General features: G+C 64.5%; 25 protein-coding genes, 2 tRNA genes and 1 pseudogene. 8 read left to right on the forward strand and 20 right to left on the reverse strand.

Features of this window, described 5'->3' with window-relative positions:
• Window positions 1–65 precede the first annotated feature (65 nt).
• Together MI302_RS09215 and MI302_RS09220 are read left to right on the forward strand one after the other, a co-directional pair.
• On the forward strand, window positions 66–614 hold the full coding sequence (locus MI302_RS09215; protein ID WP_019550306.1) for an NYN domain-containing protein: 549 nt from the start codon (window positions 66–68) through the stop codon (window positions 612–614).
• A 3-nt stretch (window positions 615–617) separates the two neighbouring features.
• Window positions 618–1,637 (forward strand): hypothetical protein, encoded by a 1,020-nt coding sequence (locus MI302_RS09220; protein ID WP_239725584.1) that lies wholly within the window; start codon window positions 618–620, stop codon window positions 1,635–1,637.
• Here MI302_RS09220 and MI302_RS09225 read toward each other — a convergent pair.
• Entirely contained in the window at window positions 1,634–2,167 is a 534-nt protein-coding gene (locus MI302_RS09225) for a DUF402 domain-containing protein (RefSeq protein ID WP_239725585.1), read from the reverse strand. The genes MI302_RS09220 and MI302_RS09225 overlap by 4 nt on opposite strands.
• A gap of 9 nt (window positions 2,168–2,176) precedes the next feature.
• The gene (locus MI302_RS09230; RefSeq protein ID WP_126165514.1) at window positions 2,177–2,368 is read right to left on the reverse strand and encodes a DUF2892 domain-containing protein; all 192 of its coding nucleotides are present in this window, start codon (window positions 2,366–2,368) and stop codon (window positions 2,177–2,179) included.
• Window positions 2,369–2,448: 80 nt separating this feature from the next.
• Between MI302_RS09230 and MI302_RS09235 the strand changes: the two genes are divergently transcribed.
• Both MI302_RS09235 and MI302_RS09240 read left to right on the forward strand, forming a co-directional pair.
• Window positions 2,449–2,525 (forward strand) — tRNA-Ile (locus MI302_RS09235).
• An 82-nt stretch (window positions 2,526–2,607) separates the two neighbouring features.
• Window positions 2,608–2,937, forward strand: a complete 330-nt coding sequence (locus MI302_RS09240) for a tRNA-binding protein (protein WP_015717854.1) — start codon at window positions 2,608–2,610, stop codon at window positions 2,935–2,937.
• Here the strand turns inward: MI302_RS09240 and MI302_RS09245 are convergent.
• Window positions 2,934–3,965: an SIS domain-containing protein gene (locus MI302_RS09245; RefSeq protein WP_172957234.1), complete on the reverse strand. Its 1,032-nt coding sequence runs from the start codon at window positions 3,963–3,965 to the stop codon at window positions 2,934–2,936. The genes MI302_RS09240 and MI302_RS09245 overlap by 4 nt on opposite strands.
• Window positions 3,966–4,040: 75 nt before the next feature.
• Between MI302_RS09245 and uvrA the strand changes: the two genes are divergently transcribed.
• On the forward strand, window positions 4,041–6,899 hold the full coding sequence (gene uvrA, locus MI302_RS09250; RefSeq protein WP_239725586.1) for an excinuclease ABC subunit UvrA: 2,859 nt from the start codon (window positions 4,041–4,043) through the stop codon (window positions 6,897–6,899).
• On the opposite strand, the gene MI302_RS09255 is transcribed toward uvrA, so the two are convergent.
• From MI302_RS09255 to MI302_RS09270, 4 genes are read right to left on the reverse strand one after another with little or no spacing between them, the layout of a single operon-like run.
• The gene (locus MI302_RS09255) at window positions 6,896–7,534 is read right to left on the reverse strand and encodes a TetR/AcrR family transcriptional regulator (RefSeq protein ID WP_038070276.1); all 639 of its coding nucleotides are present in this window, start codon (window positions 7,532–7,534) and stop codon (window positions 6,896–6,898) included. The genes uvrA and MI302_RS09255 overlap by 4 nt on opposite strands.
• 25 nt (window positions 7,535–7,559) lie before the next feature.
• The gene (locus MI302_RS09260; protein WP_239725587.1) at window positions 7,560–8,054 is read right to left on the reverse strand and encodes a hypothetical protein; all 495 of its coding nucleotides are present in this window, start codon (window positions 8,052–8,054) and stop codon (window positions 7,560–7,562) included.
• 9 nt (window positions 8,055–8,063) lie between these two features.
• Complete coding sequence (locus MI302_RS09265) at window positions 8,064–9,785, reverse strand: FAD-dependent oxidoreductase (RefSeq protein WP_239725588.1); 1,722 nt, start codon at window positions 9,783–9,785, stop codon at window positions 8,064–8,066.
• Between the two features lie 25 nt (window positions 9,786–9,810).
• Window positions 9,811–10,662 carry a nitronate monooxygenase family protein gene (locus MI302_RS09270; RefSeq protein ID WP_239725589.1) on the reverse strand — a complete coding sequence of 284 codons (852 nt, stop codon included), beginning with the start codon at window positions 10,660–10,662 and terminating at the stop codon, window positions 9,811–9,813.
• A 36-nt stretch (window positions 10,663–10,698) separates the two neighbouring features.
• Between MI302_RS09270 and MI302_RS09275 the strand changes: the two genes are divergently transcribed.
• Window positions 10,699–11,871 carry an MFS transporter gene (locus tag MI302_RS09275; RefSeq protein WP_239725590.1) on the forward strand — a complete coding sequence of 391 codons (1,173 nt, stop codon included), beginning with the start codon at window positions 10,699–10,701 and terminating at the stop codon, window positions 11,869–11,871.
• Here MI302_RS09275 and MI302_RS09280 read toward each other — a convergent pair.
• On the reverse strand, window positions 11,839–12,840 hold the full coding sequence (locus tag MI302_RS09280; RefSeq protein ID WP_239725591.1) for a glycosyltransferase family 2 protein: 1,002 nt from the start codon (window positions 12,838–12,840) through the stop codon (window positions 11,839–11,841). The two genes, MI302_RS09275 and MI302_RS09280, sit on opposite strands and share 33 nt — an antisense overlap.
• A 62-nt stretch (window positions 12,841–12,902) precedes the next feature.
• On the opposite strand from MI302_RS09280, the gene MI302_RS09285 reads away from it, so the two are divergent.
• On the forward strand, window positions 12,903–14,123 hold the full coding sequence (locus MI302_RS09285; RefSeq protein ID WP_239725337.1) for an IS256-like element ISTth4 family transposase: 1,221 nt from the start codon (window positions 12,903–12,905) through the stop codon (window positions 14,121–14,123).
• Here the strand turns inward: MI302_RS09285 and MI302_RS09290 are convergent.
• From MI302_RS09290 to MI302_RS09310, 5 genes are read right to left on the reverse strand one after another with little or no spacing between them, the layout of a single operon-like run.
• Entirely contained in the window at window positions 14,107–14,529 is a 423-nt protein-coding gene (locus MI302_RS09290; RefSeq protein ID WP_239725592.1) for a glycosyltransferase family 2 protein, read from the reverse strand. The two genes, MI302_RS09285 and MI302_RS09290, sit on opposite strands and share 17 nt — an antisense overlap.
• The gene (locus MI302_RS09295; RefSeq protein WP_239725593.1) at window positions 14,526–15,665 is read right to left on the reverse strand and encodes a HEAT repeat domain-containing protein; all 1,140 of its coding nucleotides are present in this window, start codon (window positions 15,663–15,665) and stop codon (window positions 14,526–14,528) included. Before MI302_RS09295 ends, MI302_RS09290 begins: the two co-directional genes overlap by 4 nt.
• On the reverse strand, window positions 15,649–16,014 hold the full coding sequence (locus MI302_RS09300) for a response regulator transcription factor (protein WP_239725594.1): 366 nt from the start codon (window positions 16,012–16,014) through the stop codon (window positions 15,649–15,651). Before MI302_RS09300 ends, MI302_RS09295 begins: the two co-directional genes overlap by 17 nt.
• An 11-nt stretch (window positions 16,015–16,025) precedes the next feature.
• Window positions 16,026–18,188 (reverse strand): ATP-binding protein, encoded by a 2,163-nt coding sequence (locus tag MI302_RS09305; RefSeq protein ID WP_239725595.1) that lies wholly within the window; start codon window positions 18,186–18,188, stop codon window positions 16,026–16,028.
• Window positions 18,189–18,230: 42 nt separating this feature from the next.
• The gene (locus MI302_RS09310; protein ID WP_126200946.1) at window positions 18,231–18,548 is read right to left on the reverse strand and encodes a cupin domain-containing protein; all 318 of its coding nucleotides are present in this window, start codon (window positions 18,546–18,548) and stop codon (window positions 18,231–18,233) included.
• Window positions 18,549–18,604: 56 nt separating this feature from the next.
• Here MI302_RS09310 and MI302_RS09315 point away from each other — a divergent pair.
• Window positions 18,605–18,681, forward strand: a tRNA-Pro gene (locus MI302_RS09315).
• Between the two features lie 88 nt (window positions 18,682–18,769).
• Here the strand turns inward: MI302_RS09315 and fba are convergent.
• The 7 genes and pseudogenes from fba to MI302_RS09345 form a co-directional block, all read right to left on the reverse strand.
• On the reverse strand, window positions 18,770–19,693 hold the full coding sequence (gene fba / locus MI302_RS09320; RefSeq protein WP_239725596.1) for a class II fructose-1,6-bisphosphate aldolase: 924 nt from the start codon (window positions 19,691–19,693) through the stop codon (window positions 18,770–18,772).
• A complete protein-coding gene (rpe, locus tag MI302_RS09325) occupies window positions 19,674–20,342 on the reverse strand; it encodes a ribulose-phosphate 3-epimerase (RefSeq protein WP_239725597.1) in 669 nt (222 codons plus the stop codon). The genes fba and rpe overlap by 20 nt, the downstream gene beginning before the upstream one ends.
• Window positions 20,343–20,351: 9 nt before the next feature.
• Window positions 20,352–21,005: pseudogene (locus MI302_RS09330) on the reverse strand (class II fructose-bisphosphate aldolase); the annotation flags it as partial.
• A 53-nt stretch (window positions 21,006–21,058) separates the two neighbouring features.
• The gene (locus tag MI302_RS09335) at window positions 21,059–21,748 is read right to left on the reverse strand and encodes a 2-phosphosulfolactate phosphatase (protein WP_239725599.1); all 690 of its coding nucleotides are present in this window, start codon (window positions 21,746–21,748) and stop codon (window positions 21,059–21,061) included.
• Window positions 21,745–23,700, reverse strand: coding sequence for a transketolase (tkt, locus tag MI302_RS09340; protein WP_239725600.1), 1,956 nt, complete (start codon window positions 23,698–23,700; stop codon window positions 21,745–21,747). Before tkt ends, MI302_RS09335 begins: the two co-directional genes overlap by 4 nt.
• Before the next feature lie 57 nt (window positions 23,701–23,757).
• Window positions 23,758–24,015: a DUF5615 family PIN-like protein gene (locus MI302_RS12255; RefSeq protein ID WP_158305236.1), complete on the reverse strand. Its 258-nt coding sequence runs from the start codon at window positions 24,013–24,015 to the stop codon at window positions 23,758–23,760.
• Entirely contained in the window at window positions 24,012–24,245 is a 234-nt protein-coding gene (locus MI302_RS09345) for a DUF433 domain-containing protein (protein ID WP_015717872.1), read from the reverse strand. Before MI302_RS09345 ends, MI302_RS12255 begins: the two co-directional genes overlap by 4 nt.
• Between the last annotated feature and the right edge of the window lie 148 nt (window positions 24,246–24,393).

Consider the following 24,393-nt stretch of genomic DNA (forward strand, 5'->3'; position numbering starts at 1 on the left):
TCCTCTCCGCTACTCACGGGCCCCGGAGTAGCCCGGGGCCTGGCTTTGTCCTAAGATGGGAGCATATGCGGGTTGCCCTTTTCATTGACGGATCCTACATGTACCTTGCCACCAAGCGCCTGGGCTGGAACGTGGACCACCGCCGGGTCCTCACCCAGTTCGCCACCCCGGAGCAGCTTTACAACGCCTTCTACTACGTGCCCATCACCGATCCCGAGGACGAGCGCCAACAGCGCTTCATAGATGCCCTGGTCTTTATGGGCTACACGGTCCGGAGCCGCTTGGTCCGGGGAGAAGCCCGGTTTGAGGCCATGATGGCCACGGACCTCCTCACCACCGCCCCCCGCTGGGACCGGGCCATCGTGGCCAGCGGTTCGGGAGAACTGGCCCACACCTTCAGCGCCCTAAGGGCCATGGGGAAGGAAATCCACCTCCTTGGCGTGCACGAGCTTGCGGACCTCGAGCTCCGCAACCAGGCAGACCGCTTCCTGAACCTCCCCGAGTGGCGGGAGGTGCTGGAGAGAACCCTGGGGGGCCGCCGCATCTACGCGGGCTACCCCGTGGAGGCCACGGTGGAGGTGCCCCCCGCCCCGGTGGAAGACGCCCAGTCCTGACCTATGCCCCCGGGCCCCTGGCTGGTGCTGCTGGCAGCGGGCCTTTTCTACCTGGCCCTTCCCATCCCCCCTACCCTACCCCCCTCCCCAAGCCTCAGGGATCTTCTCCCCTACCCAAGGGAAGAGCGGGAGGCTTGGGTGAGCCTCCACCTGAGCTTGAAGGCCAGCCTGCACCTGCTTTTAGGGGAGAAAGTGGCCCGGGCCTACGACCGCCTGCTCCGTCTCGAGCTCAAAAACCAGCGCTCCGGCAAGCGCGCCGCATACCCCGAAGCCAAAAGCGCCCTCCTGGCGGCCAAGCGCTGGGTGGAGGCCATCGGCCAGGCCAAGCGGGGCCAGAAGGTGGACCTCGAGGGCCTGCCCACCGCCCCCCACCACGTACTTCCCTACGCCCGGGAGATCCGCGCCGCCGCCTCCGCCCTCGGCATTCCTTATGGGGTGCTGGCCGCCATTGTGGATAACGAGCAGTACGGGGGGGACAAGGCCTTGGGGCTTTCCCGGGGGGTGCGGGAAGCGGCGGACGGCTTAGCCCAAGGTCTGGCCGAGGTCCAAGGCCACGCCCCCTTGAGCCGCACCCTGGGCCTGGCCCAGATGAGCTGGGAGGATGCCCTCAAGCAACAGGACCGCCTGCGACTCTTCGGGGCCTGGGATCCCGCAAGACCCTTCCCCAAGACCGAGGCCGAGGCCAGGAAGGCCCTCGAGGATCCCTACCTCAACCTCCTCTTCACCGCAAGCCGGCTTAGAGGCTACTTCAACGCCCTCCTCGGCCTCCCCCCACGGGATACCCGCCTTCTGGATGACCCCTGGCTCTACTACCTGGGCCCCGCCTGGCACAACTACCCCTTGCGGGCCCAGAACCTGGAAACCTGGGAGGATAGCTTCCACGGCTTTTTCAAGGGCCTTTTCTACCAGGTAGCCCTGGAAGGACGCTGGCACCTGGAAGGCCGCACCCTCCTGCCCCTTAAAGCCTGGGGGCCTGGGGCACAGGACCCAGCTCCCTCCTCCGTCCCCGCCCTAACGCCCTAGATCCGTTCCATCCAGGGAAGGGGCTCCCCGGGGGGTAAAACAGGCCAGCGCCCCTCTTTCATGTGGCGGAAAATGGCCTCCACCGCCTTTTCCGCCTCCTCCACCCAAAGCCTGGGGTAAAGGGAGCGCTTGGCCAAAAACTCCTCCCGGTCGAAGACCTGGCAGGTATGGTCGGCCTGGCAACGCACGTCCAGCTCGAGGTCGTACTGGCGAAAACCCCTTCCCGTCCACTCTGCCGGGGTTTGCACGTTCCAGTAATACTCCAGCACCCGGCCCTCCCTCACATCCGGTCCCCCGGAGTACCAGGCCCCAGGGAAAAAGGCCACATAGGCATCGTGGTCCAGCACCACCGCCTTCCCCTTGGCCACGTGGTGAAAGGTCCCGCCCTGGGGGAGCAAGGTCAGGACGCCTTCCGGGCGTACCTCCACCACCCGGGCCTGCCAAAAATAGTGCAGGCTATCCCCCGGGAACTTGCAAAACTCCACCCGCACCAGGTCCCCGGGGGAAAGAGGCCAAGCCAGGGCCTCCATGCAGCGGGTTTACTTCTTGGTGCTGATGCCCAGGGCCTTATAGAGGGCGCAGAAGCCGGTGACCGCCGTGAAGAGGAGGACCACCCCCACGATCCCCAGGATCCAGTTCCAGGGGGATGCCGACTGGAAAGCGAAGTAGAAGAGGACCAGGGCCAGAATAAAGCGAATCACCCTATCGGTGGTGCTCTCGTTTACGGTCATAGGCTTCACCTCTAAATGGAAGTATACACCCTAAAGCGCGGTCCCTTGTCCTGCCTTGTGCTACAATGCTTTTCTGGCGTGGGCCGTTAGCTCAATCGGTCAGAGCGGCCGGCTCATAACCGGTTGGTTGCAGGTTCAAGTCCTGCACGGCCCACCAGCGCCCTATCTGCAAGAGTCCCGCCTCCTCAAGAGGCGGGAAACGTGTTTGTACCAGCCCCTTCCTCTGGCAGAATCTAGCTATGGAGGCCCTGCAAGCCTTTCAAATCCTGGATCTGCGCATCGGCCGCATCTTGAAGGCCGAACCCCACGAGAAAGCCCGCAAACCCAGCTACAAGCTCTGGATCGACCTCGGGCCCTTAGGGGTCAAACAGAGTTCCGCCCAGATTACCGAGCTTTACCGCCCCGAGGACCTGGTGGGCCGCCTGGTGGTGTGCGCGGTGAACCTGGGAACCCGCTCCATCGCAGGCTTTCCCTCCGAGGTGCTGGTCCTGGGGGCTAAGGATGCCGAGGGCCGGGTGGTCCTCCTCACCACAGAGCGGGAGGTACCCCTGGGGGAAAGGGTCTTCTAGCGGGTCCGGGTCACCTTGGTGAGGTGCCGGGGCCGGTCCGGATCCAGGCCCCGGGAGCGGGCCAGGGCCTCCGCCTTGGGATAGAAGGCCTGGGCCAGGAAAAGAGGGGTGATCTCGGGCACGGAGGCCACGGGAAGCGCCAGGGGAGAATCCGCCAGGGCCAAGGCATCGGGTTCCGGGGAGAGAACGAGAAGATGAGCCCCTTTCGCCTTTAACCCCTCGAGGGTGGAAAGAAGGGCCTCCAAGGCCTCATCCTTTTGCACCAAGGCCAGCACCGGAAAGCCAGCCTCCAAAAGGGCCTGGGGACCGTGGAGGAACTCCGCCGCCGAAAACCCCTCCGCATGAAGCCCCGCCACCTCCTTCAGCTTCAAGGCCGCCTCGAGGGCCACGGGGTACGTGAACCCCCGCCCCAGGACGAAAAGGTTTTCCGCATCTTCCAGGTAATCCAGCTCCCCCGAGGCCTCCAAGGCCCGGTGCAAGGCCTCGGGTAAGGCGGGAAGGACCTGGCGCAGGCGGCTTTCCTCCACCAGCTGGGCCAGGAGGTGGAGGGTGGCGGCCAGCATGGCGAGGAAGCTCTTGGTGGCGGCCACCGCCTTCTCCTCCCCGGCATGGAGGGGAAGGACCACCTCCGCCATCCGGGCAAGAGGGCTCTCCTCCCGGTTCACCAGGGCCACGGTGAGGGCTCCCTGGGAGCGGTAGGCGCTTACCACCTCCAAAAGGTCGGGGCTTTCCCCGCTTTGGCTAAAGGCGAGAAGAAGGGAGGGAAAAGGCACCCTGGGCCTAGCCCGGTAAAGGGTGAGGACGGAAGGGGCCAAGGAGAGAACCGGCCACTCCAATCGGGCCTCGAGGAGGTACTTGGCAAAAAGGGCGGCGTGGTCGGAACTCCCCCGGGCCACGGTAAGGGTGAGAGCCGGGGGGCGCTTCCTCAGGAAGCGGGCCAAGCTCCTCACCTCGCCCTCGTTCTCCCTAAGGAGGCGCTCTATGACCTTGGGGGCTTCCTCCGCCTCGGTACGCATCCAAGAGGCCATAGGTTCACTATAGGGCACGGGAAGCCCCCCCCTGCCACCTGGTCCTTCCCAGAAGGTAGTGGTATACTTCCACGGATGGACCGCATCGTCATCCGGGGGGCACGGGAGCACAACCTCAAGAACATCAGCCTGGAGCTCCCGCGGGGCAAGTTCATCGTCATCACCGGGGTTTCCGGCTCGGGCAAGAGCACCCTGGCCTTTGACACCATCTACGCAGAGGGGCAGCGGCGCTATGTGGAAAGCCTCTCCAGCTACGCCCGCCAGTTCCTGGGGGTCATGGACAAGCCCGAGGTGGAAAGCATCGAGGGCCTCTCCCCCGCCATCTCCATCGACCAGAAAACCACCAGCCACAACCCCCGCTCCACCGTGGGCACGGTGACGGAGATCCACGACTACCTCCGCCTTCTTTATGCCCGCATCGGCACCGCCTACTGCCCGGAGTGCGGCCGCCCTATTGAGAAGCAGTCTGCTAGCGAGATCACCGACCGCCTCCTGAAGAACCCCCCGGGCACCCGGGCCATCCTCATGGCTCCTTTGGTGCGGGGGAGAAAGGGGGAGTACCGCAAGCTTTTCCAGCAACTCATGAAGGAAGGCTACGCCCGGGTGCGGGTGGATGGGGTCATCTACCTCCTGGAGGAGGCCCAGAACCTAAACCTGGAAAAGTACGAGAAGCACGACATTGACCTGGTGGTGGACCGGGTGGTCCTTAAGGAGGAGGAACGCCCCCGCATCGCCGAGGCAGTGGAGCTCGCCCTCCTTAGGGGCGAGGGGCTCATGCGGGTCCTTTACCCGGATTCCGGCCAGGAGGAGCTTTTCTCCGAGAAGTTCGCCTGTCCCGAGCACGGAAGCGTCCTGGAGGAGCTCGAGCCCCGCATCTTCTCCTTCAACGCCCCCTACGGGGCCTGCCCTGCCTGCTCGGGTCTGGGTTACAAGCAGGAGTTTGACCCTGAGCTCATCGTGAACCCCGAGCTCTCCCTGGCCGAGGGGGCCATCCTGCCCTGGGCCCGGGGGCGGGACACGGGGCGAAGCTACCTCTGGGACCGGCTTCGGGCCTTGGCAGAACACATGGGCTTCGACCTCAAAACCCCCTTCAAGGACCTGCCGGAGGAAGCCCAGCAGGCCGTGCTCCACGGCCTTCCCGAGCCCTTTGAGGTGGTCTTCCGCCGGGGAGGCAAGGAAACCTTCCGGGTGGAGGTCCACTACGAGGGGGTCATCCCCTGGCTGCAGAAGCGGTACCAGGAGGCGGAGTCCGAAGGGGTCAAGGAGGCGCTGGAAGGCTTCATGTCGCAGAAGCCCTGCCCGGTGTGCGGCGGCACCCGCTACAAGAAGGAAGTGCTCTCCGTAAGGGTGGCGGACAAGAACATCGCCGAGGTTTCGGCCCTGCCCGTTCGCGAGGCCCTAGAGTTTTTCCGGAACCTCGAGGCCTATCTCTCCCCCTTCCAGGCCCAGATCGCCCGCCCCATCCTGCGGGAGATCGTGGAGAGGCTGGGCTTCCTGGTGGGGGTGGGGCTGGACTACCTCACCCTGGACCGAGCCGCCAACACCCTCTCCGGAGGGGAGGCCCAGCGGATCCGCCTGGCCACCCAGGTAGGAAGCGGCCTCACCGGGGTGCTTTACGTGCTGGACGAGCCCAGCATCGGCCTCCACCCCAGGGACAACCAGCGCCTCATCCAGACCCTGAAGCGCCTCCAGGGGCTTGGAAACACCCTGATCGTGGTGGAACACGACGAGGAAACCATGCGGGCCGCGGACTGGATCGTGGACATGGGACCGGGGGCCGGCATCCACGGAGGAGAGGTGGTGGCCCAAGGACCCCTGGAGGAGATCCTTAAAAGCAAGGAGAGCCTTACCGGGGCCTACCTGCGGGGGGAGAAGCAAATCCCCGTGCCCAAGGAGCGTAGGAAGGGAAACGGCAAGTGGCTGGTGCTCAAGGGGGCCCGGGAGCACAACCTGAAAAACATCACCTTGAAAATCCCCTTGGGCCGCTTCGTGGCGGTGACCGGGCCCTCCGGTTCGGGAAAGAGCACCTTGGTCCACGATGTCCTCTACGCCGCCTTGGCCCAAAAGCTCATGCGGGCCAAGACCACCCCTGGAGCCTACGAATCCCTGGAGGGAGTGGAGCACCTGGACAAGGTGATCGAGATCGACCAGTCCCCCATCGGCCGCACCCCTCGCTCCAACCCCGCCACCTACACCGGCATCTTTGACGAGATCCGGGACCTCTTCGCCAAGACCCCGGAGGCCAGGAAGCGGGGCTATGGCCCGGGTCGCTTCTCCTTCAACGTGAAGGGGGGGCGGTGCGAGGCCTGCGGGGGCGACGGCACGGTGAAGATCGAGATGCTCTTTTTGCCCGACCTCTACATACCCTGCGAGGTGTGCAAGGGCAAGCGCTACAACAAGGAGACCCTCGAGGTGAAGCTAAGGGGCAAGAGCATCGCCGACGTCCTGGACATGACCGCCGAGGAAGCCCTGGAGTTTTTCCAAAACGTTCCCACCATCGCCCGCAAGCTCCAGCTCATGGTGGACGTGGGCCTGGGCTACATGCGCCTGGGCCAGCCCTCCCCCACCCTTTCCGGAGGCGAGGCCCAGAGGATCAAGCTGGCCACGGAGCTGGGCCGTAAGGCCACGGGCCGCACCCTCTACATCCTGGACGAGCCCACCACCGGCCTTCACTTTGACGACGTGGCCAAGCTTCTGGATGTGCTCCATCGCCTGGTGGATGCCGGCAACACCGTGGTGGTCATCGAGCACAACCTGGACGTGGTGAAGACCGCCGACTGGGTGATAGACCTGGGCCCCGAGGGGGGCGACCGGGGCGGGGAGATCGTGGCCGAGGGTACCCCGGAGGAGGTGGCCCTCACGGGTAGCCCCACAGGGGTCTTTTTGGCCAGAATCCCCGAGATCGCCCAAAGGCTGAAGGTGGCCGCGGACTAAGCCTTGGCTTTGGCGGATTTCCTGGAAACCTGGGTGGGCTGGCTTCGGGCCAGAATCCCTTCCAGGGCCAAGGACAGGGATTTCTCTACCTCCTCCCCGAAATCCCGGTTAGGGGTATAGGCCGCCCAGCGCAAGGCGGCGAGGAAGTAAAGGTCGGCCAAGGTGCGGCCCATCCGCTCCAGGGAAAGGTCCTGCCGCACCACCCCCTTTTCCCGCAAGGGCTTCAGGACCTCGGCGATCAAGTCCCCCAAAGGCAGGGCCAGGAAGGCGGCCTTGGCCCGGACCGGATCGGGGTTTAAAAGCTCGTAGAGAAGGGGCAAAAGAAGGTCCTTCTCCGCCTGGGTAAAGGCGGCAAGCCTCTGGAAGAGGAAGCGGAGGAGGGCCATGGGATCCTCCTTCTGGGCCAGGCGCCGCCTTACCTCCTCTCTGAGGTCCGCAAGAAGCAGGCTCCCGTACTCCAGGAGCACGGCTTCCTTATAGGGGTAGTAGTTGAAGAAGGTACCCCGGGACACGTGGGCGGCCTTGGCGATATCGGTGGCGGTGGTTTCCCGGAAACCCTGCTGACGGAAAAGGGCCATGGCTGCCTGGAAGATGCGCTCCCGACGCCGCTTTTTCTGATACTCCCTCACGGTCATGGGGGTAGTGTACTACCGTATAAACTTAAAGCTCAATCGCTTTTTGCGCCCAATCCTCTAAAGCCTTAAGCAGGGATAACCCCCCCAGGGTGGTATAGACCTTGGCCTCCCGGTGGAAGGAACCATCCGCCACCTGGTAGCCCTGCTTGGTCAAGCCCTGGGCCACCTCCCCTGGGGCCGCCACCCGAGAAGGAAGCCTGCCCACCTCGGCCAGGAAGAGATGGGCGTTAAAGCCTAGAAACACAGCCTCTAACCCCTCCCAGATCTCCTCCACGAAGGCCACATAGGAGGGATCCCGGGCCATCCGGCCTGGCCTTTTGGCCCCGGGGATGAGGAGGGCTTCCGGGGGCGGGGCCGCGGGAAAGGCGTAGGTGGGAGTCCAGACGGAGCCCGCCAGGGCCGGGGTTCCCTTACGCCCCTTGGCCACGGTGTAAGCAGGGTATTCCAGGCGCCGGGCTGCCTCGAGGGCTAGGGCCGCCTCCAGCTCGGAGAACTCGGGGAGGAGCAAGATGGCTAGCACTTTAGACTATTATGGCAGAAGCCGGTAGAGGAGAAGGGCCGCCTCCCCCCGCGTCACGGGATCGGCACCCGAAAGCTTACCCTCCCCCAACGCCTGCAAGAGCTGGTTCAGGGCGAACCGCTTCAAGGGCTTTTGCAGCTCTTCCCGGAAAAGCTCCCTGGCCTTCAGCACCACCCTAAGGCGCTCCTCAGGCCCTTTTGCCCGGTAGTAGTGCTCCAGGTTGGCCAAAAAATCCCCCAGGAGAATGGGTTCAGAAAGGCCCAAGGAGCCTTTTAAATAGTAGGGTCCGGCGAAGAGCCCGCGCCTCAGGAGGGCCACCGCCTCCCGGTACCCTGGCCTTTCCGCCTCCACCCGGCCTCCCTCCGGGGAGGAAAGCCTGGCCCCCCTTTGGGCAAGCCGCTTGCGCAGCGCCTCGAGGGCCTGCCCGCTTGCGGCCAACTCGTGAAAGTCCGCCAGGGGCACTTTCATAAGCCCTGCTTGCGGCGCCCGCCGAAGGAGGGCCACCGCCACCCCTGCCGCCTCCCCCAAGGCCATCTGCAAGGGAACCACCCGCGCGGAAAAGGCGGCCACGCTGTCAAAGCCCGCCGCCTGGGAAACCACCAAAAGGTTCTTAAGCTCCCGGGGCACCAGGCTGCGAAAGGGCACCCCGTAGGGTGCCGGAGTACCCAGGAGGTAAGGGGTTTCCCCAGGGAAATAGGCCTGGCCGTCCAGGGGGTACCCCCCCAGGGCCACGGCATCGGGGAAGCTCCGGCCCAGCAGAACCTCCTCCGCTTTGAGGCGGTAAAGGGCCTTTAGGTGACGGCTTTCCCGGATGTAAAGGGCAGGGGCCACCCCCGCCAGGCGGGCGGTGCCAAACACCAAAGGGTCCTTTTCCCGCAAATAGGCCACCACCCGCTCCGCCTCCAACGCCACCTCCTGGCGAAGGCGCTCCAACTCGTAGGCATCCACCCTCTCTACCCCGAAGACGAGAAGGGCGTTCACCAGGACACTGCCGTCATCCTGGCGGGCCAGGTTCAGGCCCCGGAGGGTATAGCGGCTGGGATCGGAGGGAAGGTATCCCCGCACCAGCTCCCCGAAGCCCCAGCCGCTTCTCCCCCAGGCCCCCGCCCCCGTGCGCCGCACCTGGCCCTCGTAGTTGAGGGCCAGAAAGACGGCACCCCAGGGAACCCCCTCCAACCGGAAGACCAAGGTGGCCGCCATGCTCCGCTGGTCCAGACCCGTGTCCTCCCTCCCCTGGGTGAAGCTGGCCCCGGCACGGAAGGCCAGGTCCGCGGTATCGGTGGCATCCACAAAGTAAGGAGCCCCCACCGTGCCCATAGGGGTCTCCAAGAGGGTTAGCCGGCCCGCCTCTACGCCTACCCGGTCCAAGGGCACCTCGAGGCGCACCTCCACCCCTGCCTCCCGGAGCATAGCCCAGAAGGCCTGCTCGGCCTGCACCACGTCAAAGGAGGCCTCTTTCCCGATGCGGCGATAAAAATCCCGAAAAAGCCCCCCTTGCAAAAGGCCCTCCCGGTCCTCGGCCAGGTCCAGGGTGGCCAGCCACCCCCGGGTAAGCACACCCCCCACCCCCCGGCTGGGCTCCAGCAGGAGCACCTTAAGACCTTCCTGCGCCGCAGCCACCGCTGCCGTCACCCCTTGGGGGGTGGCCCCGTAAACCACCAGGTCGTACTGGGCGTAGGTCAAGCCCAGGGAGAGGATAAAGGGAAAGAAGATGCGCAAGGCGGTAAGCATCTTGGCGAAAACCCCCGATATGGAATCAGGGCAGGCTTTGCTTGGCTTCCTGGTACTCGGCCACCAGCCGGGCCACCACCTCCTTGGCGGAAGGGAGATCCCGGATGAAGGCCACCCCGTGCCCGGCGGAATAAACTTCCTTCCAGGCCTTGCCCCCACCCTGGCGGAAACGCTCCAGGGATTCCTTTAGGAAGTTGGCGGGCACCCCGGTAACCTCCGGGGTGTACTGGATGTCCTCAGGAGTGGCCCTCAAAAGGGCTTCCTTGTACTCCAGGGGAGCCTCGGACTCCAGGGTGGCGATGAAGCGGGTACCGATGTAGGCCCCGTCCCCCAGGGCCAAGGCGGCGAGAAGCTGCCTTCCCGTGGCGATGCCCCCGGCGATGAGCACGGGCACCCCGAGTTCCTCCCTAAGCCAGGGCCCGAGGACAAAGGGGCTCACCATCCCCGCATGCCCCCCAGCCCCAGCGGCCACCGCCACCAGGGCGTCGGCCCCAGCCTCCACCGCCTTTCTCCCGTGCCTTAGACCCACCACATCGCACCAGACCACGCCGCCATAGGCCTTGACCCGCTCCACCACCCGGGTAGGATCCCCCAAGGAGGTGACCACCAAGGGCACTCGGCGTTCCACCACGGCCTTTAGGTCCTCCTCGAGGCGGGGGTTGTCCTTGAGGATGAGGTTCACGCCGAAGGGCACCTGGGGAAAACTCTCCAGGAACTCCCGGAAAGCCGCATGGGTTCGGAAGTTCAAGCTGGGGATGACCCCGATGGCCCCAGCCTCGGCCACCGCCTTAAGGAGCCTAGCCCCCGAGACCAAAAACATGGGGGCCGCCACGATGGGGTAGCGGATACCCAGCATGCGGGTGATAGCGGTTTCCATGGGAGAGATTTTACTGGGTTCAAGGATAATCATGGGGTGGAACCGGAACGCTCCCTAAGGCTTTCCATCTGGGAAGGAGCCCTGGCCATCCTCTTCCTCAACTGGAGCACAGGGGTGATCGTCACCGGGTATGCCCTGGCTCTGGGGGCCTCCCCCCAGGCCTTGGCCCTCCTGGGGGCCCTTCCCTTCCTGGCCCAGCTCCTGGCTCCACTGGCCCTTTTCCTACGGGGAAGCCGCAAGGCCCTAGTGGTGCGGCTGAACTTTCTAGCCCGCTTGCTCTTTCTGCCCGCTGTCTTGGCTGGCTTTCTTCCGGAGGACCTAAGGGTACCGAGCCTTCTCCTCTTTGCCGGGCTTTCCCAGCTTCTAGCCGCTCCCGTGGGCGTGCTTTGGCTCTCCTGGATGGCCGATCTGGTGGCGGAGGGAAGGCGGGGGCGCTACTTCGGCTTCAGGAATGCCCTCTTGGGCCTGGTGGGTACCTTGGGGAACCTCATGGGAGGCATGGTGGCCGATCGCCTCCCGCCCCCCACGGGCTACCAAGTCATCCTCCTTGTGGGAGTAGGCGCAGGCCTTCTTTCCGTCTTGCTTCTCCGCCTGCAATCCGAGCCCCCGGAGTCCCCACCTCCCCCGGCCTGGAAGGCCCTCGGGATAGCCTGGCGGGACCTAGCCTACCGGCGGTACCTGGTCCTCGTCTTCCTGTGGTATGGAGCAGTTATGGTTGGGGGGCCCTACGTGGTGCCCTATTTCATAAGGGTTGGCGGTTTGTCAATGACCGAAGTGGGCCTATGGACGGTGATCTCCGCCACCAGCGGCCTCTTGTTCGGTCCCATGTGGGGACGGGTAGCCGACCGCGAGGGGCACAAGGCGGTCCTCTTCCGCACGGGAATGGTGGCAGCCCTTATGCCCGGCCTTTGGCTTTTGGGCTCCGCGGCCCTCCCCTGGCCCATATGGCTTTCTGCCCTCGCCGACGCCCTGGCCTGGAGCGGCCTGGGCACCGCTTTGGCCAACGCCGTTTTAGCCCAGGCTCCCCGGGAAGGTCGGAACGGCTACCTCGTCCTCTTCTGGCTAGCCATGGGTCTAGGCGGACTTGCCGGAAGTGTGATAGCGGGAGGCGTTGCCAGCCTGGGCGTGGGACCAAGCCCTTATCATCTCCCTATCCTGCTCTCCTTGGTCCTACGGTTAGGCGTGGTCCTTCTCCTGCGAAGGCTCTAGCCCCTTCCTTCTCATCTCCCCCCAAACCCCCCGCTTGCGCCACACCTGAAAGGTGGCCAAGAAGCGCTCCAGGGCCAGGACCTGCCGGTAGCCCAAGACCTCGAGGAAGGGCAGGAGGAGAAGCCTCAGGCGCTCCCCCAGGCTAGGGTAGCGCTTAAGGAGGAGGGTCTCCACCCCCACGGCCAGGTGGGAGAGCAAAACCCCATACCCCAGGGCGAAGAGAAGGAAGAGGAGGGCGAAAGGGGGGTTAAGGAGGCCTAGGGCAGCAAAAAGGGGTAGGCTCACATACCCCAGAACCTCCACCACCGGACCCAAGGCCTCAAAGAGGAGGAAGTAGGGCATGGCCACCAGGCCCAGGCGGCCGTAGCGGGGGTTGAAGAGGAGCCTGCGGTGGGCCCAAAGGGTCTCCCAAAGCCCCCGGTGCCAGCGGTTGCGCTGCCGCCTTAGGGTGCGAAGGTCCGAGGGGACCTCCGTGTAGCAGATAGGGTCGGGGAGGTAGAGGATGCGGTAGGGGCGGCCCTCCTCCCGGGCCCAGCGGTGGAGGCGGACCACCAGCTCCATATCCTCCCCCACGGTGTCGGTGCGGTACCCCCCCACCCTCAAGGCCTCCTGCCGCCGGAAAAGGCCAAAGGCCCCGGAGATGATGAGCAAGGCTCCCATGGCGCTCCATCCCGCCCGCCCCATGAAGAAGGCCCGGGCGTACTCTATGACCTGCATACGCTCTAAAAACCCCTGGGGAAGGCGCAGCATCTCCACCACCCCCTCCCGCACCACCGCACCGTTTAAGGGCCTTATGGTCCCCCCCACCGCCAAAACGCGGTCATCTTCCAAAAAGAAGCGGCTCGCCCGCAAGAGGGCCTGGGCATCCAAGAGGCTATCCGCATCCACGGCGCAGAAAAGGGGGTAGCGGGCCAGGTTGAGCCCGGCGTTCAAGGCGTCGGCCTTACCCCCGTTTTCCTTATCCACCACAATGAGGTTGGGATAGACCAAAGAGCGGTAGAGGTCGTGTAAGGATTTATGTGTAAGGGTCCGTGTTTAATAGGGGGGCACACCTTAGCACGAGGAGGTGCCCCGTGGACCAGGATACCTTGCGGATCTTGCTGAGGGAAGCGGTGCGGGAGACAGTAGCCGAGGTTCTGCAGACGGTTCTGGAGCTGGACCGGACGGCCTTCTTGCAGGTGCACGGAGGCCGCAGGAACGGCTACTACCCCCGCAAGCTGGAGACCGCCTTCGGCCAGGTGGACCTGAAGGTCCCTAGGGATCGGGAATCTCGGTATTACCCGGCTTTCCTTAAGCCCTACGTCCGCCGCCTGGTGGACGTGGGGGAAGTGGCGGTAGCCCTTTACGCCGCCGGGGTCAGTCAGCGCAAGGCGGCCGAGATACTGAGCCTGCTCTTAGGCCACCGCTACTCCCACGAGACCCTGAGCGCCCTGACGGACGAGGTCCTGGAGGCGGCAGGAGCCTTCCGCACCCGGCCTTTGCCCGAGGAGATGGCCTTCGTCTACCTGGACGGGCTTTCCCTAAAGGTCTTCAGGGAAGGAGAAGGGATCGTACGGGAAAGCGTGTATGTGGCCCTGGGCATCGCCCCTAATGGGGAGAGGCGGGTCCTGGGGTTTTGGCTGTTGCCCACGGAGAGCGCCCTGGGATGGGAGGGGGTCCTGGGGGAGCTTTGGCAGCGGGGCCTGCGGCGGGTATTGCTCTTCATCACCGACGGGCTGCCCGGGCTTCCCGAGGCGATCCGCAGGGTCTACCCTCAGGCGGAGTGGCAGCGGTGCGTGGTGCACGGGGTGCGGTGGAGCCTGTCCCAGGTGCGCTCCCGGGACCGGGCCCTGCTGGCGGAGGACCTGAGGCGGGTGTACGGGGCGGAGAGCCGGGAAGAAGCTCTTGGGGCCTTGGAGGAGGTGAAGGCCGCCTGGGGTTCGCGGTACCCGGGGGTGGTGGGGCTTTGGGTACAGGATTCGGGGGCCTTCCTGCGGTTCTACGGGTACCCCAAGGTGCTTTGGCCGTACCTGCGGAGCACCAACCTGATGGAGCGGTTTATCCGGGAGCTACGGCGGGGGACGAAGGTGCGGGACCACAAGTTTCCTAAGGAAGAGGCGGTGTACAAGCTTCTTTACCTGGAGTCGGAGAGGCAGGAAGGGAGGTGGGCAGAACGGAAACTAAAGGGGTTCTCGGAGGTGAAGGAGGTGCTGGAGAAGATGCTTCAGGAGCGGTATGCCCCCCGTACACAGACTCTTACACATAACTCTTGACACGACCGCGGTAGATGCCCCGGACAGGCTTGGTGGGAAGGGCCCGCCGGTAGACCCATTCCACCTCCACCAGGCGGAACTCTTCTTTCAGCACCTCCAAGGTGCGGTCCTTGGGACCATCCGCCACCACGATCACCTCAAACTCTGGGTAGTGCAGGCCCAAAAAGGAGCGCACCGAGTGGGCGATGGTCTTCTCCTCGTTATAGGTGGGCACCAGGATGGAGACGGGCAGGTACGCCTCCCGCTCCAGGAGGTCCTTAAGGGTCTGCTCGGAAAGCTCCCGGGCATAACGGGCCACCATCCCTAAGCCAAAGAAGGCAAACAAGGCATAAAACAGGTTGAGAAAAGCGAAATACCACAAGACAACGAGCTGATAAAGGAACAAAAGCTCCATGAGCACACTCATGCCGCCTCTCTGAGAACCTGTTGGGCCATGGCCTTCCCGTAGGGGTCAGGATGCGCCTCCGCCGCCCGGACGAGAAGGTCTCTATTCGCCAGAAGAAGGCCCTCGGCGGCCGCCCGGCGAACGTAAAAGGAGGGATCGGCAAGCGCCTTCCACAAAGCCCTCTGGGCCAGCTCGTTGTTCAAAAGGGCCAAAAGCCGGGCCGCATGCACCCGCAAAAACTCCTCTGGGTCCTTCAGGGCACCCAGCAAAACCCCTTCGTACCCCTGGGGCAGGTACCGCAAGCGGTAAAGGGCGCGCATGGCCGCAGCCCTCAGCTCCGGGTCAGGGTGGTCCAAGAAGGCGAGAACCTTCTCCGCCAAGGAAGACAATTTCATCCTACCCACCGCCTCCAGGGCGGCCCAGACCTCCTCCTGTCCACCTCGGGTCAGGAAATACTCCACCACCGGCCCCCCACGGTCCTCCAGAAGGAGGAGTACCTCCAAAAGAGCACCACGGGGCAAGGCGGCTTCCAAGAGGGCGTTAGCCAAGTCTAAGACCCCATCCCCCTGGGCCACCCGCGCCCCGGCCCGGGCCGCCGCCAAGCGCAGGACAGGATCCGGGTGGGCCAGGTAGGGAAGAATAACCTCCAGGGTCTCGGGTAAGCGGGCTTGGGCCAGGGCCTCGAGGGCCTCGAGCCGCAGGGGCCTGGAGGTGAGGCGGGCCCTCAGGATGCGGGGCCAAGGGAGGTTTGCCTGGCGAAGCCATTCCGTTATCCGTTCGGAAAACTCCCCCTTGAGTATCTCCCGTAGGTTCAAAAGGGCTTCCAGGGCGGGCCTGGGCCAAGGAGGGCGTGGAGGAGCCTCCCCGGCAAAGAGGGCCTCGGTGAACCGGGTGAGCCAGGTCTCGTAGAGTTTGCGCTCGTAAGACTCACGGCTTGCGGTATAGGCGTGGTAGAGCAAGATATATGCGGAAAGAAGGCTCAGGGCTACACCGGTGAGGAGGAGGGCGCAAAAAAGCGCTTGGTAGGCCACGGGGTAACCGAAGAGGTTGAAAAGCCTTCCCGAGAAAACCGCCACCAAGCCTCCCAAAGCCAGGCTTTCCAGGACCACCACCAGGAAGACCAGAAGGGCATAAAGCCTCTCACCGCGCCGCCACATACTTCTCCAGGCGCTTCAGGAGGTCACTGGGACTGAAGGGTTTGGTGAGGTACTCCTGGGCCCCCAGGGCCTGGGCTTCCTTTAGGCTCCGCTCTTGCTTCAGACCCGAAAGAACCAGGACGGGGGTGGCCTTGTGAAGCTCTTTTCGCAAGTAGCGAAGAAGGTCCAAACCAGAACCCCCCGGCAGGTTGATGTCCAAAACGATGGCGTCCCAATCCTCGGCCAAAGCTGTCTTGGCCGTGGGATAGTCTTTGGCCAGATGGGGTTGGTATCCTTGCCGCATAAGGGCCATGGTCAAAACCCTAGCCACGGCAGGATCGTCCTCCACCACAAGGATGCGCTTCCCCATCCCCCTCCACCTCAGGGAACCCGCTTTAGCAAAGCCTCCACCTCAGGGTCTGGATTTCGCCTAAGCTCCTCCAGCAAAAGCCCCCTGGCCTCGGCTGCCTTCCCCTGTTCCAAAAGGGCCTTGGCCAAGGTGAAGCGGGCCAGGGGATAGTTGGGCTCCACCGTTAACACCTGCCGGGAAAGGAGTTCCGCCTCCTTGGCCCGGCCCAAGGCCAGGGCCACCTCCGCTAACCCCCAGCGGGCATCCAGGTTGCCGGGGTCTTCCGCCAGCACCTTCCGGTAGCTCTCCTCCGCCTCCCCATGGCGCTTCATATGGTAAAGGAGACGAGCATACCTAACCCGGGTATCGGGGCTATCCAGAAGGGCCAAGGCCTTCTCGTAAAGGGGCTTGGCCTCCGCGTGGCGGCCTTGCAGGTAGAGGGCAAAGGCCAGCTCCCCCAGGGCCTCGGCATCATCGGGAAAGGCAGCGACCGCCCGGCGCAGAAAGGCCTCCGCCCCCTTAGGATCGTGGGGAAGTCTCTTTTTGCCCTCGTAAAAGCTTTTCCTCTCCCTAAAGGGCACGGGGTCAGAGGGGTAGCCCTCGAGGCCCACCTCATCCAAGGCCATGGCCCGCACCTGGCTCAAGCGGTCCGCCTGCGGCACATAGCGGAAAATATTCCCCTCCACCCGCTGGGAAAGGACCACCTCTTCCCCGCTTCGCACCTCTACCCGGAAACCCCGCCCACCCTCGGGACCCAGCATGCGCAAGACCACTTCCCCTTCGGAGCCCGGCTCCGGGCGCACCAAGGGAGCAGGCAAGAGCTTCCGCTTTATCCCCTGGCCCAAAACCGCCCCTTCCCCGGCGGGAAGCGTCTTTTCTCCCAGGCTTACCCTTCCTTGATAAAGGGAGAGGAGAGCCTTTTCGTCCCGAGAAAGGCGCAGGTGGGTCCCGGTGGGACGCACCTGGCCCTCAGGGGTGGAAAGGGCCAAGGGCACAGGGGCCTTCCGCACCACCTCCACCCCTCCCCTTTGCAAACGCACCTGCACCCGCTCTCCCCCACCCCAAAGGCTTCGCCAACGCCGGGCCTCCCCTTCAGCCTTGGGGCTGAAGGCCAGCTCCAAGCCGGAAAGCTTCACCACCTCCCCCTCTGGGACCTCCCCGAAGGCCTTAGAACCCAAAGGGGCTGGGAAAATGGGCAGGCGGGCCAGGGCGATCAAGGCCACCATAAGGAGAAGAAGCCGTCCCACGGGAGCCCTCTGGCCTGGGCGTGGCCGGGGCAGGAGGAGAAAGAAAGTGCTACCCCGGCCCAGACGGCTCCTTAAGCGCACCTCGCCCCCGTGGGCCTCGAGGACCCGCTTCACCAGGGCAAGCCCAAGCCCCGTACCCTCCGCTTCGCCCCGGGTGGAGGCCCGGTAAAAAGGCTCAAAGACCCTGGCCTGCTCCTCCTGGGGAATACCTGGACCCGTATCGGAAATAGCCATCCCATACTGGTCCTGCCCCACAAGAAGGCGCACTGCCACCCGCCCCCCTTCCGGGGTGTATTTCACCGAATTGTTAAGGACGTTCAGCACAGCCTGGTAAAGCCATTCCCGGTCCCCATACACCCAGGCCTCCCGTTTCGGCAGGACCAAGCGGAGCTGGATTCCCTTCCTGCGGGCCAAAGGCCGTATCTCGTCGGCCACCTGGCGGAGAAGGGCCTTTAGGTCTACCCGCTCGCTTTTGAGCCGAACCCCCTGGCCCAGGCGTAGGTATTCCTGAGCTTTCTGCAGAAGCTCTTGAATACGACGGGCACTCTTTTCGGCAATGGCCAGAAGTTCCTTGCCTTCCTGGGGAAGACCTTCGGTCTCTAAGGCAAGCTCCAAGGCTCCCAGAACGCTCATCAAGGGGTTCTTGATCTCGTGGAGGAGGAGACCCAGAAGCCTTGCGCTTTCCTCCTGGCTTCTTAAGAGGGCGAGCTCCCGCTCCTTTAGCTCCAAAACCTCCCGAAAGACCTGAAGGAGAAGCCGCAGGGCCTCCTGGACCTCCCGGGAAGGGGGCGGTCCTTCCCAGTAAAGGGCGAGGTCCCCTTCTTCAAAAAGTTTCTCGCCCCGCAAGGGCCCCTCGGGAAGGACCTCACCCCGGAAGAAAACCCGCACCGGGTAGCGGCGGAGGACCTCCGCCAAAAACCCCAGGTCCGCGGGCAGGGCTTTGAGCATCTGGATAAGCCTACTCCAGGGCCTTGAAAACCCTGTGAAAGGTTAGGGCCTTGGGGCCATCACCACCAGGAGAAGGGCGGGGTTGGCCGACTCGTTGCGCACGCCGTGGGCCTCCCCTGAACGGGCCAAAGCCGCCATCCCCGGGGCCAAAAGGGCCTCCTCATCCCCGATGCGCACCACCACCTCGCCCTCAAGAACGTAGTACACCTTATCGGAGCCCTCGTGGGCGTGCACCTTCTGGGCCTGGCCCGGAAGAAGGGCGTAGAGATCAAAAAACATCTTGTCCGAGGAAAAGACGGGGATTTTCGCCATCTTTTCCGGGTTGTACTGAACCAGACTCTTCAGGTCCTTGATCTCCATGCCCACAAGTCTACTTGACGGGAACGAGGCGGCGCACTAGACTAACCTTTGCGCGCCGGGGAGTAGCGCAGCCTGGTAGCGCACACGCTTGGGGTGCGTGTGGTCGTCGGTTCAAATCCGGCCTCCCCGACCAAAAACCCCCGCCCACACGGGCGGGGTTTTGCCTTTGGCGTCCCTGGCGGTCCGGGGTCCCCACCCTGGCACAGCCAGGGTGGGGTGGCTTAGGCCCGGCCCACCGTGCCCATCAGCTCAAACTTCTCCCGGATCACCTGCTTGAGGTAGTCCCGACCCTTCCCGATGATCTTCCGGGGGTCAAACTCCTTGGGATTGCCCACCACCACCTCGCGGATCCCCAGGGTCATGGCCAGGCGCAGGTCGGTGTCGATGTTGATCTTGGCGATGCCGTTGGGGATAGCTTTCTTGATATCCTCGTCGTGGATGCCCGTGGCCTCCTTAAGCTCCGCCCCCGTGGCCAAGAGTTTCTCCTTAAGCCAGGTGGGCACCCCGCTCGCCCCGTGGAGCACCAGGGGAATGGAAACCCGCTTGCTGATCTCCTCGAGGCGCTTGTGGTCGATGTAGGGCCGGCCCTTCCCCTTGTAGGCCCCGTGGCTGGTGCCGATGGCGATGGCCAGGTAGTCGATCCCCGTTTCCGCCACGAAGCGCTCCGCCTCATCGGGGTCGGTGAGGAAGGCCTCCGCCTCGGACACCTGGATGTTGTCCTCAATGCCCTGAAGCCGGCCCAGCTCCGCCTCCACGCTCACCCCCACCGCGTGGGCCGCCTCCACCACCTTTTTGGTCTCCCGCACGTTCTCCTCAAAGGGGTGGTGGCTGGCGTCGATCATCACGCTGGTGAAGCCCGCCCTCAGGGCCTGCATCACCATCTTGAAGTCGGCCCCGTGGTCCAGGTGGAGGACCACGGGCACCTTGGTGCGGCTCGCCATGTCCTTCACCAGGTTGGCCAGGTTCTCCATCCCAGCGTACTTCCTGGCCCCGTCCGAGATCTGGATGAAGACCGGGGCCCGCACCTCCTCGGCCACCTCCAGAATGGCCTGGGTGATCTCCAGGTTGTTGGTGTTGAAGCCGGGTACGGCGTAGCCTTCCCGCCGCGCCTTGTCCAAAACCTCTTTACCTATCGCCAAGGGCATAGAGCACCTCCTTTAGCTCCTTTAGGTTATCAGCCACGGGCCGTCTGTTGAAAAGAGCGCTTCCCGCCACGGCCACGTCCGCACCCGCCCGGTACACCTCGGCCACGGTATCCCGGTTCACGCCCCCATCCACCTCAATGAGGCAGGAGGGGTTCAGCCTATCCCGCATCTCCTTGAGCCGGCGAAGCCTTCCCGTGGAGGTGGGAATATACCTCTGCCCCCCAAACCCCGGGTTCACGCTCATGAGGAGGGCCAGGTCCAGCTCGGGCAACAGGGGCTCAAAGGTCTCGAGGGGCGTGGCGGGGTTGATGGCAAGCCCCGCCTTCTTCCCCAGCTCCTTCACCTTCTGCACCGCCCGGTGGGCGTGGGGCGTGGCCTCAAAGTGCACGGTGATGACGTCGGCCCCGGCACGGGCGAAGTCCTCCAGGTACCTCTCCGGCTGCACGATCATCAGGTGCACATCCAAGGGCAAGGAGGTAACCCGCCGCACCGCCTCCACCAGAAGGGGCCCGAAGGTGAGGTTGGGAACGAAAACCCCGTCCATGACGTCCAGATGGATCCAGTCCACCCCAGCCGCCTCGGCCTCCTCTATCTGGTCCTTAAGCCTCGCCAGGTCCGCCGTGAGGATGGAGGGCGCAAACTTCAGCATCCTTTCCCCCTAGGCCACCCGCAGGTGCCCCCGCTCGATGGCCAGCTCCCGCATCTTAACCAGATAGTAGGCGATGACGAGCTGGGCCAGGGCCAGGGGATAGCTCTGCCCGGCCTTGTCCAGGAAGGTGCCCACCAGCCTCGGGTCAAAGTGCTCCACGTGATGGCCCAGATGGTCCCAGATGATGCGCTCAAAGGCCTGGGCCTGCTCGGGGGTCACGTTGCCCGTGATGTCCAGGATGTCCGCCTCCTTCCGGGTTTCCAGGCGGATCAGGGCCTCGTCCTCGTAGGCGGAGTGGAGCACCTCGGAAAGATCCAGGCGGGGCAGGGTGTGCTTGAGGGTGATCCTCACGTTCAGAGTGCTGGGGTTTTCCGGATCGTAGCCAGCGGGCCGGTAGAAGCGCACGATGATGTCCGCATGCTCCTTCTGCGGCCAGATAAAGGCCCGGTGGAGGACCAGGGGGACGGGAAGCTGGCCCAGCTCCTCCAAAAGGGGCAGGTTCAAGCGCACCGGCCCCTTGTGCAGGCCGTGGCGGGTGCCGATGCTTACCGCCAAAGCATCCACCCCGGTTTCCTCCAGGTAGCGCCTGGCCTCCACGGGATCCGTGTAGGCCACCGGTTCCTGGGAAACCTCCCCCCCGTAGCCTCCCGGTACCGCCCCCACCGCCCGGCCCTTCTCCGGCAGAACCTCCCGCAAGGTGGCCAGCATCCCTCCCCCTAACCTCCAAAGACCATGCCCTCACCCCGCATCCCCAAGAAGCGCGGGACAACCGCATGGACGTCCACCCGGGCGCACTCGGCCACATCCTCCCCCAAACCCACCCCCACCAGGGCCTTGGCGGCCTCGCTGCTGGAAAGGACAGGGAACGCAGGATTCTCCGCCAGGAAAAGGGCCAGATGGGCCATCTCCCCTTCCGGGGAAAACCCCAGGCCCTTCAGGCGCTTTCCGATGACCCCGGCAGTATAGAGATCGTCCAAGGCCATCTGGCCCTCCTTCCCCGCGCAGACCAGGTGCACCTCCTCCCCTGTTTCCCTGGCTTTCTCCGCCACCGTCCGGGCATTTTGCAGGGAACCGAGAAGGATGTGCCTGGCTCCCAGGGCGGCATGGGCAGCCCGGGTGCCGTTGGTGGTGGCCATGACCACGGCCTTCCCCGCCACCCTTTCTACCTCCCGGGGGGAGTTGCCCAGGTCAAACCCCTCCGGGGGAAGCCCTCCCACCTCCCCGGCCAGGATTTCCCCCTCCTGGCGCAAAGTCCGGGCTACCTCCACCCCTGGGGCCAGGATCAAAGCCTTGGCCCCAGCCCTTAAGTACAAGCCTGCGGTGGTGGTGGCCCGGATCACATTCACCACGATGGCCGTGCCCCGGTAGGTGCCGGGAAGGGGCAAGGGATCCACCCTAAACCTCATAGGAGTTCTTCCAAGGCCCCCGCCACCCTTTCCGGGGTGAAGCCCAGCTTCTCGTAGACCTCAGGGTAAGGGGCGCTGGCGCCGAAGCGGTCCAGACCCACCACCTTGTGGGCGTACCGCTCCCAGCCCAGGGTAGCCCCCGCCTCCACCGCCACGGTGGGGAGGCCTGGAGGAAGCACCTCCCGCCTATACTCCTCCGGCTGGGCGGCAAAGAGTTCAAAGGAAGGCAGGCTCACCACCCGCACCCGGCGGCCCTTCTCCGCCAAAAGGGCCCTGGCCTTCAAGGCCAGGTGCACCTCGCTTCCCGTGGCCACCAGGACCCCCTCAGGATTCTCCACATCCTCGAGGATGTACCCTCCCTTCAGGGCTCCCTTGGCCTTTTCTGGGGAAAGGAGGGGAACTGCCTGGCGGGTGAGCACCAGGGCGGTAGGGCCCTCCTTGCGCTTTAAGGCCACCTGCCAGGCGTAGAAGGTCTCATAGGCATCGGCGGGGCGGATGACCCAGAGGTTGGGCATGGCCCTCAGGCTCATGAGGTGCTCCACGGGCTGGTGGGTGGGGCCATCCTCCCCCAGGGCGATGGAGTCGTGGGTGAAGACGAAGACCGTGGGGGTGCCCATGAGGGCCGCCAGGCGGATGGCCGGGCGCATGTAATCGGAGAAGACCAAGAAGGTGCCTCCGTAGGCCCGGTAGCCCCCGTGCAGGTTCAAGCCGTTCAGAATGGCCCCCATCCCATGCTCCCGCACCCCGTAGTGGATATAGCGCCCGGTGGGGTTTTGGGGGGAGAAGTCCGCCATGCCCTGGGCCTGGGTGTTGTTGGAAGAAGTGAGGTCAGCGCTCCCACCAAGAAGCTCGGGCATCCTGGGGGCGATGGCATCCAGAGCCTTACCGCTGGCTGCCCGGGTGGCCACGGGCTTGTCAAAGGCTGGGGGTTCCTCGGGAAGGGAGGGAAGGTGGCCCTTTAAGCGGCGCAAAAGCTCCTGGTGCAGATCGGGGTAGGCCTTAGCGTAGGCCTCCATAAGCTGTTCCCAGGCGTCCTGCCAAGCCCTTCCCTTCTCCCGCATGTTCATGTGCCGGTAGACCTCCTCGGGCACTTCAAAGGGCGGGTAGGGCCAGCCCAGGTTCTTGCGGGTGGCCTCCACCGCCTCCGGACCCAAGGGCTCCCCGTGGGCCTTGGGGGAGTCCTGCTTGGGGGAGCCATAGCCGATGTGGCTCCGCACGGCGATGAGGGAGGGCCTTTCGTCCAGCTGGGCCAGGCGGATGGCGTGGCGGAGAGCCTCGAGGTCGTTGGCATCCTCCACCCTCTGGGTGTGCCAGCCATAGGCCCGGTAGCGGGCCAAAACGTCCTCAGTGAAGGCCAAATCGGTGGGGCCGTCAATGGAGATATGGTTATCATCCCAAAACACGATGAGCTTGGAAAGTCTCCAGTGGCCCGCCAAAGAGCTGGCTTCCCCGGAAACCCCCTCCATCAGGTCCCCATCCGAGGCCAGCACGTAGGTGTAGTGGTTCACCACCTCGTAGCCCGGGCGGTTGAACTCCGCAGCGAGCTTCCTCTCCGCCAGGGCCATGCCCACGGCGGTGGATATACCCTGGCCCAGGGGGCCGGTGGTTACCTCCACCCCTGGGGTATGGCCGTACTCGGGGTGGCCCGGGGTCTTGGAGCCCCACTGGCGAAAGCGCTTGAGCTCCTCGAGGGGAAGGTTATAGCCCGTGAGGTGGAGGATGGCGTAGAGAAGCATGGACCCATGCCCTGCGGAAAGGACAAAGCGGTCGCGATCCGGCCAGTTCGGGTCCAGGGGATTGTGGCGCATGATCTCCCGATACAGAAGATAGGCCAGGGGAGCCATGGCCATGGGCATGCCGGGGTGGCCGCTTTTGGCCTTTTCCACGGCATCTATGGCCAAAAACCGTATGGCGTTCACCGAAAGGCGGGTGAGGTCCTTGGTCTCGGTCATGTTGCCTCCAGGGTACGCCCCCGTGAAGGAGGGCACAAGCGGAGCCAGGGAGCCCTACTATAAGCCGGGGCTTATGTAGAACCCCGTTTCCCCCGGTGAAAGACTATACCCTCTTCCGCCCCCCTTCCTCCTTGCCGAGGCTCCGGGCCAGCTTTCAGGGGAAACCCCGAGTGCCCATAGTCTGCTGGCTAAGGCCACCACCTCCTGATCTCTCAACCCAGGGGCCAGCTCAGCCACGTACAGGACCTCGTGGCCCTCAGCCCGTAGCCGTGCCACAATCGGGGCGTCTACCCCTTCGTCAGCGACAATCTTCACGCCACCTTATCAGGGACCGGGTAGTACACCTCTGCCCCGAGGGTTTCGGCTGCATAGAGCAACGCTGCCCTCAGACCCTCTGGCGTAAGGCGGGGGTGGGCAGCTAGAACCTCCTCGGGTGTTTCCCCAGCAGCCAAACGGCGGAGGATCTCCTCCACGGTGATCCGGGTACCGGCCACCACGGGCTTGCCCAGCATCACCTCGGGATCCCTGATGACCCAGGCTTCCATATGTCCTCCAGTATACCACCCCGAACCTCTCGGCAGCGGATAGCAAAGGTGTTTTCCAAATCGCTCCCTTACCCGAGGACCATCCGCTTGCCTTGGCCCCCCAGGGCTGCTAGAATCCTTGAGTGTGTTTGCCCTACGGGCAAAGCAC

Source organism: Thermus sp. NEB1569, assembly GCF_022385295.1.
Taxonomy (GTDB): Bacteria; Deinococcota; Deinococci; order Deinococcales; family Thermaceae; genus Thermus; species Thermus scotoductus.